This window comes from Micromonospora sp. NPDC085948, from assembly GCF_040686315.1.
Taxonomy (GTDB): Bacteria; Actinomycetota; Actinomycetes; order Mycobacteriales; family Micromonosporaceae; genus Micromonospora.
The window spans coordinates 73,923-88,249 of the sequence record NZ_JBFBJW010000004.1 but is presented as its reverse complement, the minus strand read 5'-3'; the positions used below and the strand labels follow the sequence as shown (position 1 = coordinate 88,249).

Here is a 14,327-nt window from a genome sequence, read left to right as displayed (position 1 = left end):
CCCGATGCGGCCCGGCCCGCCCGGCGCCGCCCCACGCGACCGCCGTCACACGTGACCCGGACCGCGGTCGGCGTAGCCTGCAAGCCGCAGCCGAGCGTGGGAGGTGACGCGATGACGGATCGCACAGAGCGGGACCGGACGGCACCGCCGACCACGGGTCGGGTGCTACGGCCTCGCGCGTGGCCCTCCCCGGTCCGGGCGATGACCCGGATCCTCAACGCCGACGGCTCGCCGCCCGTGCCAGCGCCCACTGGCACCGACCGCAGCGCCGTGGTCGACTGCGCGCTCTACGTCGACGGCAAGCGGCAACCCGGTGACTGGACGTACGCCGACGCGCTGACCGCGGCCCGCCGCGAGGAACACGGCTTCGTGTGGCTCGGTCTGCACCAGCCCGAGTTGGCCGAGATGACCGCCATCGCGGAGACCTACGGTCTGCACGAGCTGGCCGTCGAGGACGCCGTGAAGGCCGAGCAGCGCCCGAAGCTGGAGCGGTTCGGCGACGTCGTCTTCCTGGTGCTGCGTACGGCGCGGTACTGCGAGCACGCCGAGCTGACCGAGAACTCCGAGGTCGTGGAGACCGGGCAGGTGATGCTCTTCATCGGCCCGAACTTCGTGATCAGCGTCCGGCACGGTGATGCCTGCCGGCTCGCCCCGATCCGCGCCGACCTGGAGACCAAGCACGATCTGCTGCTGCACGGCCCGTGGGCGGTGGCGTACGGGGTGACCGATCGGGTGGTCGACCTCTATCTGGAGGTGGCCGAGCAGATCGAGGACGACCTCGACGTGCTGGAGGCGGAGGTCTTCGACCGGCAGGGCCACGGGCGGATCCAGCGGATCTACCAGATGAAGCGGGAGCTGGTGGAGTTCAAGCGGGCGGTGGTGCCGTTGCAACGGCCGCTGATGACGCTGACCTCCCAGGTCAACCGGGACGTGCCCAAGGAGATCCGCAAGTACTTCCGGGACGTGCAGGACCACCTGAGCCGCACCGTGGAGCAGGTGAACTCCTACGACGACCTGCTGAACTCGATCCTCCAGGCACGGCTGGCCCAGGTCACCGTCGACCAGAACAACGACATGCGCAAGATCGCCGCCTGGGCGGCGATCGCCGCGGTCTGGACCTCCATCGCCGGCGTCGAGGGCATGAACTTCGACAACATGCCCGAGCTGAAGATGACGTACGGCTATCCGGTGGCCCTGGCCCTCATGCTCGGCGTCTCACTGGCCCTCTACCGCTGGTTCCGCCGCAACGGCTGGCTCTGACCGCGACACGTTCAGGTGCCGGCGAGCGGGGGCAGCCCGCTCGCCGGCACCTGAACGCGTTGTCGCTGGGTCAGCGGCGGCCGTTGGTGCGGGCCGTGTCCTTGCCCAGTGCCTTGGTGAGGTCGTCGGTCGGCCGACCGGTGACGTCCGTGGCGCCCTCGGCGACCGAGGGGACCTTGTCGGTCGGGCGGATCCCGGTCTGCTTCGCCGGGGCGGTGGTGCTGGCGCTGCTGCCGCCGGCCACCGCCGAGCTGCCCGCGCCGGTCATCCCCGCCGCGCCGGTCATCCCCGCCGCGCCGGCCATGGCCGCCCCGTCGGTCCCCTTGGGGGCGGACGGCGTGCGCACCTCGATCGAGTCGACCTCGTCGCGCATCGGTTCGAGGTTGCGGGTCGGGTCGTACTCGGCCCACTCCTGCTGCTCCCGGCGGCGGCGCATCGCCACTGCGCCGGCCAGGCCGGCGACGACACCCGCGGCCAGCAGGCCGGTCATCATCGAGCCGCGACGGCGCGGCTGCTTCTTCTTACCGGTGATCCGCATGGTCTTCGACTTGGCCTTCCTGGTCAGCGGCCCTGCCTGCGCGGCGCCGTCACGGGCCGCCGCGGCCAGCGGTGCCAGCGTGGTGAGTGTCGTCCCCCAGCCGGTCGACGCCTGGTCGCGAACCCTCGCCGCGGCCGGCCCGACGTAGCCCCGGGCTACCTGGACCCGCGGACCGACGGTCGCGCCAGCACCCTTCGCCGCGTGGTTGGCTGCCTGCATCAGGTGGCTGATGCTCTGGTTCAGCTCGGCCTTGGCCAACTGCCCCTGGGACTTACGCCGCCCGAATCCAAACACGGTCCTACCTCCTGGGAGTTGTTCCTTCGTCATCCTCCACCAACGGATGCCTCCGCGATGCCAGATCGGGCACATGGGAGGATCCGCATGGAACTGACCAACGAGTGAGGAGTACCCGTGGCCGAGGCTGTCTACGCCACCCTGCACACCAACGCTGGCCCGATCCGGCTGGAGCTCTTCCCCAACCACGCGCCGAAGACCGTCCGCAACTTCGTCGACCTGGCCGAGGGCAACCGTGAGTACACCGACCCGCGCACCGGTCAGCCGGGCAGTGGGCCGTACTACGACGGCACCATCTCGCACCGGGTGATCAGCGGTTTCATGGTCCAGATGGGCGACCCGACCGGCACCGGTCGGGGCGGACCGGGCTACAAGTTCGCCGACGAGTTCCACCCGGAGCTGCGGTTCGACCGTCCCTACCTGCTGGCGATGGCGAACGCCGGACCGGGCACCAACGGTTCGCAGTTCTTCATCACCGTGTCCCCGACGCCGCACCTCAACAACCGGCACACGATCTTCGGCCAGGTTGCCGACGAGCAGTCGGTGAAGGTCGTCGACTCGATCGCCAGCACCCCGACCGGCCCGAGCGACCGTCCCCTCCAGGACGTCGTCATCGAGCGGGTCGAGATCGAGCGGTCTGCTTCCTGACCGATTCGCGAGGTACCTTTGCTCGCATGATTGAGCGCTCCGGAGCACCGCACCGGCCGGAGTCGGTGGATCGCGCGGCGGTGGACGGAGGGTCGGCCCGGTGAGCGAGTCTCCGCCGACCACCCCGGTCTGCTACCGGCACCCCGGCCGGGAGACCTACGTCCGGTGCACCCGCTGCGACCGGCCGATCTGCCCGGACTGCATGCGGGAGGCGTCCGTCGGGCACCAGTGCCCGGAGTGCGTCAACGAGGGACGTCGCAGTGTCCGGCCGGCGCGTACCGCCTTCGGTGGCGGTGCCGCCGGCCGGCACGGCTATGTCACCAAGGCGCTCATCGCGCTGAACGTGCTGCTCATGCTGCTGTCCATCGCCTCCGACCGAGGTGGGGACGCGGCGGTGGGCGGTTCCGGCTTCGGCGGTCTGATGGGCGGCGGCACGCCGCTGACCAACTGGGGGTCGGTGCTCGGGCTGGCGGTCCTGCCCGACGGCACGCTCGGCGGGATCGCCGAGGGCCAGTGGTACCGGCTGGTCACCGCGATGTTCCTGCACTACGGCGTGGTCCATCTGCTGCTCAACATGTGGGCTCTGTGGGTGCTCGGCCGATCCCTGGAGGCCAGCCTCGGCCGGGTGCGGTTCGCCGCGCTCTACCTGATCGCGGGCCTCGGCGGCAACGTGGCCGCGTACCTGTTCAGCGCCCAGAACTCGGCCACCGCCGGGGCGTCGACCTCGATCTTCGGGCTCTTCGCCGCACTGCTCATCATCGAGCGCAAGATGGGTCGGGACATCTCCCAGATCATCCCGATCCTGGTGATCAACCTGGTGTTCACGCTCGCCGTTCCGGGCATCTCGATCCCCGGGCACCTGGGTGGCCTGGTGGTCGGCGCGCTGATGGCGCTGGTGCTCGCGTACGCGCCGCGTGGTCGACGCACGTTGGTGCAGGTCGCCGGCGGGGCGATCATCCTGCTGATCCTGCTGGGCCTGGTCCTCTTCCGCACCGCCGCCCTGCTCGGTTGACCTCTCGATCGAGATCTTGGAAGGAAGGTGCCCCCGGAGGGGCGGTTTCCTTCCAAGATCTCCGGGTGTCAGGAGCGGCGGGCGGCGCGTAGCGCGGCGGCGACCTCTTCCGGGGTGGCGCCCAGGTCGTATCGGCCGAAGAGGTGCAGTGACTCGCCCGCGTCGATCTCCAGGACCTCGGACGTGAGCCCCAGTCGCGGTCGCCGGTCCACGGTGATCGCCTCGATCGCCGGCCAGGGCAGCAGTCGGCGACCAGCGAACCCGCGAATGACGGTCAGTCCGGCCGGATCCGCCGCCAATCGGACCGGTGCGATCAGGTCGCGTACCGCCCAGACGGCCAGCGCGGCGGCGGCCAGGACGGCCAGCACCAACCGCACCGGGTCGCCGTCGGCGAAGAGCAGCCCGAGCGCGACCAGCAGGACCCCACCGGCCAGCTTCGCCGCCGGTAGGCTCGCCGGCACTCGCCACTGCCGGACCGGGGAGATTTCATCCACCCGCTCAGCATGCCAGCGGCTGCCGGCTCCCGGCAGTGCCCGCCCGGCCCGCGAATGCCCGCCCGGCCCGCGAATGCCCGCCCGGCCCGCGAATGCCCGCCCGGCCCGCGAATGCCCGCCCGGCCCGCGAATGCCCGCCCGGCCCGCGCTCGTGCCCGACCGGCTCGGGCGCACCGGCGTGCCGGTGGAGGGAGAGCAGCCCGGGGGCAGCCAGCCGCTCCAGGGAGGACGTAGGATCGGGGCAGCCCAGGTTACCGGGGAGTAAACATGAGTGACGCGGTCATCGTCGGCGCGGTGCGCACCCCGGTCGGACGGCGGCGGGGCAGCCTCGCCGACGTCCACCCGGTAGATCTCTCGGCGCACGTGCTGCGCGCCCTCGCCGAGCGCACCGGGATCGACCCGGAGCAGGTCGACGACGTCCTCTGGGGCTGCGTGTCCCAGGTCGGCGAGCAATCGTGGAACATCGCCCGCAACGGCGTGCTCGCCGCCGGCTGGCCCGAGACGGTGCCCGGCACGACCCTGGACCGGCAGTGCGGCTCCAGCCAGCAGGCCCTGCACTTCGCCGCCGCGACCGTGCTCTCCGGCCAGGCCGACCTGGTTGTGGCCGGCGGTGTCGAGTCGATGACCCGGGTACCGATGGGCTCCAGCGTGGCCGGTGGGATGCCGTTCAGCGACCAGTTGCGCGCCCGCTACCGAGGCGTCGAGGGCTTCGCCGACGACGCGCCGCTGCCGTTCAACCAGGGGGTCGGGGCCGAACTGATCGCCCAGCGGTGGCGCCTCTCGCGCACCCAGTTGGACGAGTTCGCGTTGGCCAGCCACGAGAAGGCAGCCGCCGCACAGGACGCCGGGGCGTTCGATCCGGAGCTGACCCCGGTGCCGCTGGGCGATGGGGGCAAGTTCGCCGCCGACGAGGGCATCCGCCGGGAGACCTCCCTGGAGAAGCTGGGCGAACTGGCCACGCCGTTCCGCGCCGACGGTGTGGTGACCGCCGGTTCCGCGTCCCAGATCTCCGACGGCGCGGCGGCGCTCGCCGTGACCACCTCCGACTGGGCCAGCCGGCACGGCCTGCGTCCGCTTGCTCGGATCCACACCGCCGTGGTCGCCGCCGACGACCCGGTCACCATGCTCACCGCACCCATCCCGGCCACCGCGAAGGCGCTGCGCCGCGCGGGGCTGGGCATCGAGGAGATCGGGGTGTACGAGGTGAACGAGGCGTTCGCCCCGGTCCCGCTGGCGTGGCTGGCGGAGACCGAGGCCGACCCGGAGCGGCTCAACCCGCGCGGCGGGGCGATCGCCCTCGGTCACCCGCTCGGTGGTTCCGGCGCCCGGATCATGACCACCATGCTCCAGCACATGCGGGACAACGGGATCCGCTACGGCCTACAGACCATGTGCGAGGGTGGCGGCATGGCCAACGCCACGATCGTCGAGCTGATCTGAGGACACCTCCGCCCACACGTCCGGGCGGTGCGGAAAAGGGGTCCCCAACTCCCGGACGACGGCCTAGGGTGCCCAGCGTGACGACGATCGAGCGTGCCCCGGACTGGTCCGGAGAGCAGTGGCGGACGCAGGCCCGGTCCTGGGTCGACGAGCAGTTGACCCGCGCGGGTCGGCGGGTGACCGGGCCGGTGGAGCCGCGGGTCCGTCCGTGGTCGCTGGTGTGGCGGGTGCCCACCGACGGTGGTCCGGTCTGGTTCAAGGCCAACAATCGGGGCACGGCGCACGAGGCCGCCCTGATCGCGAGACTGGCCCGGCTCACGCCGGAACGGGTGCTCACCCCGATCGCGGTGGACCCGGAGCGGGGCTGGTCGTTGCTGCCCGACGGCGGCGAGTCACTGCGCGGCCTGCTGGGCCGCGACCCGGACCTGACGCACTGGGAGCGGGCGCTGCCCGGGTACGCCGCCCTCCAACTGGCCACCGCGGCGCAGGCCGACGAGCTGGTCGCCTCCGGCGTACCGGACCATCGGCCCGAGGTGCTCGCCGACCTCTTCGTCGAGCTGCTCGACGACCGCGCGTCGCTGTTGCTCGGTGCGGAGGAGGGGCTCGACCCCGAGATGTACGACCGGCTGCGGGCGGAGGTGCCGTCGTACGCCGAGCGGTGCCGTCGGCTCGCCGAGTTCGGCATCCCGGCCACGGTGCAGCACGACGACCTGCACGACGACAATGTCTTCGCCGGTCCGGACGGGTACCGCTACTTCGACTGGGGGGACGCCTCGGTGGCGCACCCGTTCGGCACGCTGCTGGTGACCCTGCGTTCCATCCGGTACGCCGACGAGCTGGCGGTCGACGACGCCGGGCTGGCCCGGTTGCGGGACGCCTACCTGGAGGCGTGGACCGACCGGTACGACCGGCGGACCCTCCTGGAGGCCGCCGACCTGGCGATCACCCTGGGGCCGGTGAGCCGGTCGCTCTCCTGGCGTCGAGCCCTGGACACCACCGAGGAGTCGCGGTCCGAGTACGCCGCCGCGGTCCCCGGTTGGTTGTCGGAGCTGTTCGCCGCCAGCCCGATTCGGCCCAACTCCTGACCATGATCCGTCCGAGTCGGAAGTCGGACAGGCAGTGCGACACGCGGCGTGGAACTTCCAAAAAAACGGCGTGACCCACGTCACCCCGCTGGTGGCGTCGTTGGGCAGGTCATGGACGTCTTCTCCCGAACGTTCCTCCCGGCCGCCTCCGAGGCTGGCCTGGCCGTGCAGACGGTGAGCCGGCACATGCCGGTCTTCCGGCGCTGCGTCGGCTCCGGTGACGCCACCATCCTGGTCACCCGTTGCAGCCGCCCCGACCGCCCGGTCACCGGCGACTACCTCCTACTGCTCACGCACCGTCGGCTGGTGGTGACCCAACAGACCCGTCTCCTGCACCGGCTGCGCCTGCACCTCAACACCGAGCTGCGCGAGCTGAGCAACGTGACCTGGAGCCCGGACCCCCGACTGCACTCGGTCGAGATGGCGGCCACCGCGATCGACGGGATCCGTGAGCGGTTCCTGATCCGCACCAGCCACCCCAAGCAGGTCTGGCAGCTCGACGCGCTGCTCAACCAGGCGTTCCGGACCCGCCTGCGGCCGCCCGGCGCCCGGGTCGTCGCCAGCATCGGTGACGCCCCGGCCGACTCGCGGCCCGGCATGTTCGCTCCGTCCTGGTGAGCTGACACCCGACCTCCGCGACGCCTTTACCGAACTCGAACACGCGCCGATCGCGCCGAGCCCCGCCGTCGGCAATCATGGGCCGGTGACCGTCGAACCGCCGCACCGCGGGCTCGTCCTCGTGGTCGAGGACGAGCCGGCCATCGCCGACCTGGTCCGGCTCTACCTCGCCCGGGACGGATTCGGCGTCCACCTGGAACGCGACGGTGAGGCCGGTCTGCACGCGGCTCGCCGGTTACGCCCGGTGGCCTGCGTCCTGGACATCGCGCTACCGGGCCTGCCCGGCACCGAGATCTGCCGCCGGCTGCGCGAGGCGGGCGACTGGACCCCGGTCATCTTCCTCACCGCCCGGGACGACGAGGTGGATCGGATCGTCGGCCTGGAGTTGGGCGCCGACGACTACGTCACCAAGCCGTTCAGCCCCCGGGAGTTGGTCGCCCGGGTGCGCGCGGTGCTGCGGCGCTCCGCCGGTGGCCCGGAGGGCGCGGACCGGCCGCGGGTCGTCGGCCCGGTGACGCTCGACCCGGCGCGGCGCACGGTCACCGCCGCGGGCGCGCCGGTGCAGCTCACCTCCACCGAGTTCGACCTGCTGGCGCACCTGATGGCCCGGCCCGGTCGGGTCTTCACCCGGGAGGAGCTGCTGGCCGGGGTCTGGGGTTACGCGGCGCACGCCGGCACCCGCACGGTCGACGTGCACGTCGCCCAGGTGCGGGCGAAACTCGGCCCGGCCAGCGTCATCAAGACCCACCGTGGCGTCGGGTACGCGGTCGATGCCTGACCACTCCGGGCGCGTCGGGTCGCCGACCATGACCCTGCCGGTGGTCGGCGCCGGCCCGCCCGCCGCACCTCGACGAGGCCGACTCGGCCGTACGCTGACCGCCCGCGCGGTGCTCGTCACCTGCGCGGTGGCGCTGGTGTCGGTGCTGGTCACCGCCATCGTCGCGGTGCCGTTGGCGATCCGTGGCGCGGAGCGACGCGATCAGGAAGCGCTCGCCGCCCAGGCCCGGCTGGCCGCCGAGGTGCTGCGGACCCGCCTGGACCGGGGTCGCAGCGCCGACGAGGAGCGGCTCATCCAGCAGCTCCGCAACCAGGGCATCGACGCGTACCTGATCCGGCGCGGGGCGGTCGACCGGCCGGGCCTGCCACCCAGGGTGGTGCAGCGGATCGAACAGGGCCGCAACGTGTCGGTGCGGCGCGTCGTCAACGGGGAGCGTGCCCTGGTCGAGGGCCGGGCGCTACCCAACGGCAACGGGGTGGTGCTCTCCCGTGCGGCGTCACCCGGGTTGTGGGCACAGGTGCTGCTGAGCCTCTGGTTGCCGCTGCTGGCCGGGTTGGCCGCCGGTGTGGTCGCCGGGCTGCTGCTGGCCCGCCGGTTGGCTCGACCGATCCGGGTGGCGGCCACCGCCGCCGCCCGGCTACGCGCCGGCGACCGCGCCGTGCGGATACCTGTCGAGTCACCGGACGAGGTCGCCGACCTGGCCGAGGCCTTGAACGGTCTGGCCGGCGCGCTGGCCACCAGCGAGGGCCGGCAGCGGGAGTTCCTGCTGTCCGTCTCGCACGAGCTGCGTACCCCGCTGACCGCGATCCGGGGGTACGCCGAGGCGCTCGCCGACGGGGTGCTCGGCGCGGACGACACGGTGGACACCGGTCAGACGATGCTGACCGAGGCCCAACACCTGGACCGGCTGATCGGGGACCTGCTGGCGCTGGCCCGACTGGAGGCCGCCGACTTCCCGCTGGAACCGGTGCCGGTGGACCTGACCAAGCTGGCCGTGCACGCGGAGCCGACCTGGGCCGGTCGGTGCGCGGCGGTGGGGGTGCCGTTCCGGTTGGAGACGCCCGGTCGGCCGGTGCCCGCGTACACCGATCCGGGGCGGATCCGGCAGGTGCTGGACGGGTTGTTGGAGAACGCGCTGCGGGTCGTACCCCCGGGGTCGCCGGTGGTGCTCGCGGTCCGGCCGGCCGCGGACCCGGCCTCCGGCGGTGAGCTGGAGGTCCGGGACGGCGGACCCGGCTTCACCGACGACGACCTGGCGGTGGCGTTCGAACGCGGTGCGCTGCACGAGCGGTACCGGGGGGTGCGCAAGGTGGGCAGCGGGCTGGGGTTGGCGCTGGCCGCCGGCCTGGTCCGTCGGCTGGGCGGGGAGATCGCCGCGGGTCACGCGCCGGAGGGCGGCGCGGCCTTCACGGTCCGGCTACCCGGTGATCCTTACCTGACTCGAACATCGGCCTGACGCTCCGCTCGTCCTCGGCGGGAATGCTGAGGACTCCACGGACGAGAGGGAACGTCATGCCACGTTGGGGATTCGCCACCGGCACCACGGCACTGCTCGCGGCGGTCGCACTGGGCGTCACCGGCTGCGGTGCGGCCGAGGTGGCCAGCCAGCCCGCCCGGGACGCCGCCGTCGACGTCGCCGCCGCCCTGGGGGTGGAGGGTCAGGCGCTGACCGCGATGGGCTTCGACCCCGACGAGTTGGACGTGCGGACCGTCGCCGCGCCGGCCACCCCGACGCCGGGTGCCTCCCCCACGGCCAAGGACAAGGCCCGGGACAAGCGCGGCGAGGAGTGGCGCAAGCGCCACCAGGCCCGCGTGCTGTTGCGCAGGAACACCCTGCACGGTGAGGCGGTGGTGAAGGCGAAGGACGGCGGTACGCAGACCGTCACCGTGCAGCGCGGCGAGGTGACCGCGATCAACGGCGACTCGATGACCGTCAAGTCCACCGACGGCTTCACCCTGACCTGGAGCTTCGGCGACGATCTGCGGGTCGTCGAGCGCCGCGCCACCGTGCAGCCGAGCGAGGTGAAGGTCGGCGCGACGGTCGGCGTCGCCGGTGCCAAGGACGGCGACAAGGGAGTGGCCCGGCTGATCCTCATCCCCGGCGCCAAGTGAGCGGAAGGGGCCTCAGCCGAGGCCCCTTCCCTCAGTAGACGCGGGAGCCGATGAAGTCGTCGTGACCGTAGCCGACCGGGTTGGCGGCGGTGCGGGCCTCGAGCGACCACTGCTGTCGGGTGCTGCTGGAACAACTCGCCAACCGCAGGCGGGAGCTGCCCAGCAACGGGTTGTCGAACGCCACGCAGAGGTTGCTCGCCGCTGCCGGCCGGAGCTGGTTGCCGACGAAGACGAACTGCTGGGCGCCGGTGCCGTTGCAGTCGTAGATGTTGACCGCCGTGCCCGAGGTCATCGAGCTGTTCGAGACGTCCAGGCAACGGTCGTGAGACAGCTCCGAGTGCAGTGACCGTCGGGCCGAGTCGTACCAGAAGCCCTGGTTACGGCCACCGTGACAGGCGTGCGGCTGCTGCACGGTGCCGTTGCGGGAGTCGTACCCCCTGCCGTCGACGCAGGTGCCGGTGGCCAGGTTGCGCAGTTGCCCGAACTCCAGCAGCCCGGGGTAGAGCACGCCGCCGCCGGTGCTGGCCGGGTCGACGCAGCTCGCCCGATCCTGGCCGGAGTTCCAGAACTGGGTGATGCACTGGGCGAACATGCCGTGCCCCCGGGCGTTGGGGTGGAACGACTGCCGGGCGGCGTTCTCGTTCCAGATCCCGACCTCGATGAAGAGGCCGCGGACCGAGGTGTTGTCGGTGCACACCTCGTGGCCGTGGAAGAGTCGGCTGGCGTCCAGGTAGCGGGTGCCGGTGTTCGCGGCGGCTGCCCGCAGCGCCGACTCGAACAGCGGCACGGCCTTGTTCCGGGCGAACGCCGCGTCGGCCAGGTAGAGCAGGCAGCCACCGGAGTACCAGCCGGGGAAGTTCGGGTTGTCCTCCACGTCCGGGCTACCCGGGCTCGGGTACGACATGAGCACCAGCTCGTAGTCCGAGCGCAGGTAGCCGGCGTCGGTCATGGTCTGCCGGATGTCGGTGAGCGCGTCGGTCACGGCCTGCCGACTGCCGTCGGTGCGGATCGTCCACTGGTCGGTGTAGGTGGGATAGCAGGGCCCCTGGAAGAGGACCCGACGGACGGCGCAGTCGGTGGCGACCGGGCCGAACTGGATGGTGCCGTCACCGTTCGCGCCGACCACCACCCAGATCAGCTTCACGTGCGTGTTGCGCGCCTTGATGCCCAGGTGGTCGCCCTGGTTCAGCTCGTTGTGCTGGGTCGGTCCGCCGGCGATGAGGTTCCACGGGGTGGCACCGGAACAGGCGATGTTGTACTGCGTGTCCGACGGGATGCCGGTGCGGAAGACCGCCTGGTCGTACGAGCGGTCGCACCAGTTGCCGTCCTGGTGGGTGCCGGGGACGTAGTTGCCGACGCCCTCACCGGAGATCTCACTGTCGCCCATGGTGATCAGCGCGGTGCGACGTTGCTCGATCGGACGGATCGCGGGGCTGCCGTAGAGGGCTGTGGCTTCGGCGGCCCGGACGGCTTCGAGGTTGGCGGGGAGCGGCTGGACGGCGGGCCGGTCGGCGGCGGTGGCGGGGGTGGCCGGTCCGGCGAGCATCGGTAGGACGAGAGCGGCGACGGCGACGGCGATGGTGCTGGCCCGTCGTCGGGTCGCGCGTTCGGGCCTGGCGGGGATTGCAGGCATCGACGCACTCCTTTCGGCTCAGCCGCGGGACGTCGACTGAGTTACCAGACGGTAACGTGCGGATCAACGGATGTGAATGCGCCTCGGATCCTTGCGCGCGGGCTGCCGAACCGCCCGGATCGGACGATCCGGGCGCTCGGTCACCGGCCGGGTGGCAGCGCGTAGCCGACGTAGTCGCGAAACTCCAACCGCCAACCGGCCGGAACCAGCTTGGCGCAGGCCGGCCGACTGCCGGTGCAGACGATCGCGTCCACCGAGGTGGGCTCGGCCGGCGGCCGTTCGGGCAGGACCGACTGCAACGACACCAGCTCCGGCGAGCGGCCGTCGGGTTGGCGCAGCACCAACCACCACGGGTACTCCCAGTTGTCGTTCTGCTCCACCAGCCCGATCCGCCGGGCACCGCTGTCGCGAACCGCCGCCGCGGCCCAACGGAACTCGTCGGCCCACTGCGGGCGGCGCAGGAACCGGGTGTCCCAGTCCGAGGTGGTGAAGACCGAGCCGGAGCCGACGAGTCGGCGCGGGAAGCCGTACGACAGGGCGAGCACCCCGGCCAGCGCGGAGGTGGCCAACACGACGGCCACCGCAAGAGTGGCCACCGAACGCTGCCGACCGCTGGCCGTGCCGGTTGCGCGGCTGGCCCGGCGGCGCAGCAACGCGTCCAACCACAGCCCGGCCAGCGGCACGGCGAGCACCAGCGCGTAGAGCAGCAGCCGGTTGCCCCACGGCTGCCACTTGATCATCGAGGTGTGCAGCAGGACGGTGGCCAGCACCACCACCGCGTACGCGCGCAGCGGCCCGACCTGCCCACTGTCGATCCGGCGCGGCCGGGCCAGCGCGACCACCGCGCCGATCAACGCCAACGCCCCGGCGACCGGGAACGCCACCCGGTCCTCGTCCGGGTACCAGGCGGGCTCCGGGAAGCTCTCCCGGCCGAAGGTGATCGCCCGGTCCTGGGGGTCGACGCCGATCGCGTCCGCCCCGCCGATGATCGCCTTCCCGCCGAGCTGACGCAGCGGTGCCAGTGGCGTGTCGAACGCCGTGTGCCCGATCCGCAACGCGTTGATCAGGATCGACGGTGGATCGTGGCGCTCCATCGGGATCGACTCCCGCAACCGGGGCGGACCCAGCGGATGCCCGAACTCGGCAGTCACCCGAGCCAGGAACGGGCCGACGACCACGGCCGCCACCAGCACGATCAGCACCGAACCACACACGACACGCGCCGCGCCAGCGACCGGGCGGGAGGCCGGCACCGCGCCAGCAGTCGACGCCCCGGCGGCCGGTGCCCGGGTGGCCAGGGCCAGTCGGAGCTGCGCCAACCCCCAGAGCACCAGCAACGGACCCACCGCGATCAGGCCGCTGGTCTTCGTCACCGCGGTCAGCCCGGCGGCCGCACCCAACCCGAGCAGGGTGCCCCAGCCGGTACGCCGACGCAGCCCGTCCAGCACCAGCGTCGCCGCGCACGCCACCCATGCCGCACAGACCAGATCGGTCTGGGTGCTCGTCGCCTGGAGCACCACCATCGGCGTGGTCGCCAGTACGAACGCGGTGATCAACTGAGCCCGGCGGCCACCGCCGAGTTGCGCCGTGATCCGTGCGGCCACCAGCAGGCAGAGCACTCCGGCGACCCACTGCACCAGGTTGTACAGGTGGTCCCCGCCGGTCAGCAGGCGCAGGTGCAGGAGCAGGTACTCGGCTCCGGGCGGGATGGTCACCTGCCGGTGGATCGCTGTCGGCCAGAAGTCCAGATCGCCCTGGGCCACCCAGTGCTCCACCTTCGGCAGGTGGTACGTCTGCGAGTCGAAGTTGTTCGGCTCGGCCAGCAGCGCGACGAGCAACTCCACCAGGACCAGGCCGCCGACCGTGCCGGCGAGCAGGCGTTCCCCCCGACCCGCCGTCCGCCAGGTGTCGACAGCCCTGGCGAGCAGGCCGCCGCGTACCCGATCGACCTGGACCGGCCGGTGGTCGGGTCCGGGCCGGCCGCCGTCGGCGATCGGCGCGGGCAGCTCCGGGCCGGCGCCGGCGGACACCGCCGCCCCGACCGGTACCGGCCGGAGCGCCGCGGCGGGCTGGTGCGCGGGAATGGCCTCCCGGCGGCGCCAACGCAGCCCCGCCGCCGCCGCGCAGACGAGCAGAAAAAGTAGCCAGGCGGCGGCGAACGCCGGCCGGTTCAGCACGTGCGCCGCGCCGAACAGCTCGACAACGAGCACCGCGTACGCCCCGCTGACCAGGGCGGCGCGCATCACCGCGAGCCGTAGCGGCGCCACCGCGGCGGCCCGGCGCGGCCTCGTCGCGACGGTGAGCAGGAGCATCGCGGCGGCGGGCACCACCGCGAGCAGGGAGCCGGCAGCCGACATGGCCGGAAGTAAACACCATCGGCCTGGGACCGCCACGTCGACTGCCCGCCGGTGGGGG

General features: G+C 72.3%; 13 protein-coding genes. 9 read left to right on the top strand and 4 right to left on the bottom strand.

All coding sequences use genetic code 11. The features are described from left to right. Window positions 1-111: 111 nt before the first annotated feature. Window positions 112-1,260 carry a magnesium/cobalt transporter CorA gene (corA, locus tag AB0O48_RS12845; protein ID WP_357242687.1) on the top strand — a complete coding sequence of 383 codons (1,149 nt, stop codon included), beginning with the start codon at window positions 112-114 and terminating at the stop codon, window positions 1,258-1,260. 70 nt (window positions 1,261-1,330) lie between these two features. On the opposite strand, the gene AB0O48_RS12840 is transcribed toward corA, so the two are convergent. Then, window positions 1,331-2,125 carry a hypothetical protein gene (locus tag AB0O48_RS12840; RefSeq protein WP_357242684.1) on the bottom strand — a complete coding sequence of 265 codons (795 nt, stop codon included), beginning with the start codon at window positions 2,123-2,125 and terminating at the stop codon, window positions 1,331-1,333. Window positions 2,126-2,209: 84 nt separating this feature from the next. Here AB0O48_RS12840 and AB0O48_RS12835 point away from each other — a divergent pair, with 84 nt between their 5' ends. Then, complete coding sequence (locus AB0O48_RS12835) at window positions 2,210-2,740, top strand: peptidylprolyl isomerase (protein ID WP_203119037.1); 531 nt, start codon at window positions 2,210-2,212, stop codon at window positions 2,738-2,740. A 100-nt stretch (window positions 2,741-2,840) separates the two neighbouring features. Further along, window positions 2,841-3,752 (top strand): rhomboid family intramembrane serine protease, encoded by a 912-nt coding sequence (locus AB0O48_RS12830; RefSeq protein ID WP_357242680.1) that lies wholly within the window; start codon window positions 2,841-2,843, stop codon window positions 3,750-3,752. 68 nt (window positions 3,753-3,820) lie between these two features. Here the strand turns inward: AB0O48_RS12830 and AB0O48_RS12825 are convergent, their stop codons facing one another. Next, window positions 3,821-4,246 carry a PH domain-containing protein gene (locus tag AB0O48_RS12825; RefSeq protein WP_357242677.1) on the bottom strand — a complete coding sequence of 142 codons (426 nt, stop codon included), beginning with the start codon at window positions 4,244-4,246 and terminating at the stop codon, window positions 3,821-3,823. Between the two features lie 267 nt (window positions 4,247-4,513). Between AB0O48_RS12825 and AB0O48_RS12820 the strand changes: the two genes are divergently transcribed. From AB0O48_RS12820 to AB0O48_RS12795, 6 genes are all read left to right on the top strand, one after another. Next, window positions 4,514-5,686, top strand: coding sequence for an acetyl-CoA C-acyltransferase (locus tag AB0O48_RS12820; protein ID WP_357572933.1), 1,173 nt, complete (start codon window positions 4,514-4,516; stop codon window positions 5,684-5,686). Window positions 5,687-5,763: 77 nt separating this feature from the next. After that, complete coding sequence (locus tag AB0O48_RS12815; RefSeq protein ID WP_365065302.1) at window positions 5,764-6,771, top strand: aminoglycoside phosphotransferase family protein; 1,008 nt, start codon at window positions 5,764-5,766, stop codon at window positions 6,769-6,771. 111 nt (window positions 6,772-6,882) lie between these two features. Further along, a complete protein-coding gene (locus AB0O48_RS12810; RefSeq protein ID WP_357242667.1) occupies window positions 6,883-7,389 on the top strand; it encodes a hypothetical protein in 507 nt (168 codons plus the stop codon). An 85-nt stretch (window positions 7,390-7,474) separates the two neighbouring features. Next, a complete protein-coding gene (locus tag AB0O48_RS12805) occupies window positions 7,475-8,167 on the top strand; it encodes a response regulator transcription factor (RefSeq protein ID WP_357242664.1) in 693 nt (230 codons plus the stop codon). Then, complete coding sequence (locus AB0O48_RS12800; protein WP_365065298.1) at window positions 8,160-9,623, top strand: HAMP domain-containing sensor histidine kinase; 1,464 nt, start codon at window positions 8,160-8,162, stop codon at window positions 9,621-9,623. The genes AB0O48_RS12805 and AB0O48_RS12800 overlap by 8 nt, the downstream gene beginning before the upstream one ends. 56 nt (window positions 9,624-9,679) lie before the next feature. Continuing rightward, the gene (locus AB0O48_RS12795) at window positions 9,680-10,279 is read left to right on the top strand and encodes a hypothetical protein (protein WP_357242659.1); all 600 of its coding nucleotides are present in this window, start codon (window positions 9,680-9,682) and stop codon (window positions 10,277-10,279) included. A 31-nt stretch (window positions 10,280-10,310) separates the two neighbouring features. On the opposite strand, the gene AB0O48_RS12790 is transcribed toward AB0O48_RS12795, so the two are convergent. Beyond that, entirely contained in the window at window positions 10,311-11,912 is a 1,602-nt protein-coding gene (locus AB0O48_RS12790; protein ID WP_365065294.1) for a ricin-type beta-trefoil lectin domain protein, read from the bottom strand. 140 nt (window positions 11,913-12,052) lie between these two features. Beyond that, window positions 12,053-14,269, bottom strand: coding sequence for a glycosyltransferase family 39 protein (locus AB0O48_RS12785; RefSeq protein ID WP_357242653.1), 2,217 nt, complete (start codon window positions 14,267-14,269; stop codon window positions 12,053-12,055). Window positions 14,270-14,327 lie beyond the last annotated feature (58 nt).

Coding starts and splice junctions, on each gene's coding strand:
- AB0O48_RS12790 (WP_365065294.1), bottom strand. CDS start 11,912: ATGCCTGCAATCCCCGCCAGGCCCGAACGCGCGACCCGACGACGGGCC.
- AB0O48_RS12810 (WP_357242667.1), top strand. CDS start 6,883: ATGGACGTCTTCTCCCGAACGTTCCTCCCGGCCGCCTCCGAGGCTGGC.
- AB0O48_RS12840 (WP_357242684.1), bottom strand. CDS start 2,125: ATGACGAAGGAACAACTCCCAGGAGGTAGGACCGTGTTTGGATTCGGG.
- AB0O48_RS12795 (WP_357242659.1), top strand. CDS start 9,680: ATGCCACGTTGGGGATTCGCCACCGGCACCACGGCACTGCTCGCGGCG.
- AB0O48_RS12800 (WP_365065298.1), top strand. CDS start 8,160: ATGCCTGACCACTCCGGGCGCGTCGGGTCGCCGACCATGACCCTGCCG.
- corA (WP_357242687.1), top strand. CDS start 112: ATGACGGATCGCACAGAGCGGGACCGGACGGCACCGCCGACCACGGGT.
- AB0O48_RS12785 (WP_357242653.1), bottom strand. CDS start 14,269: ATGTCGGCTGCCGGCTCCCTGCTCGCGGTGGTGCCCGCCGCCGCGATG.
- AB0O48_RS12820 (WP_357572933.1), top strand. CDS start 4,514: ATGAGTGACGCGGTCATCGTCGGCGCGGTGCGCACCCCGGTCGGACGG.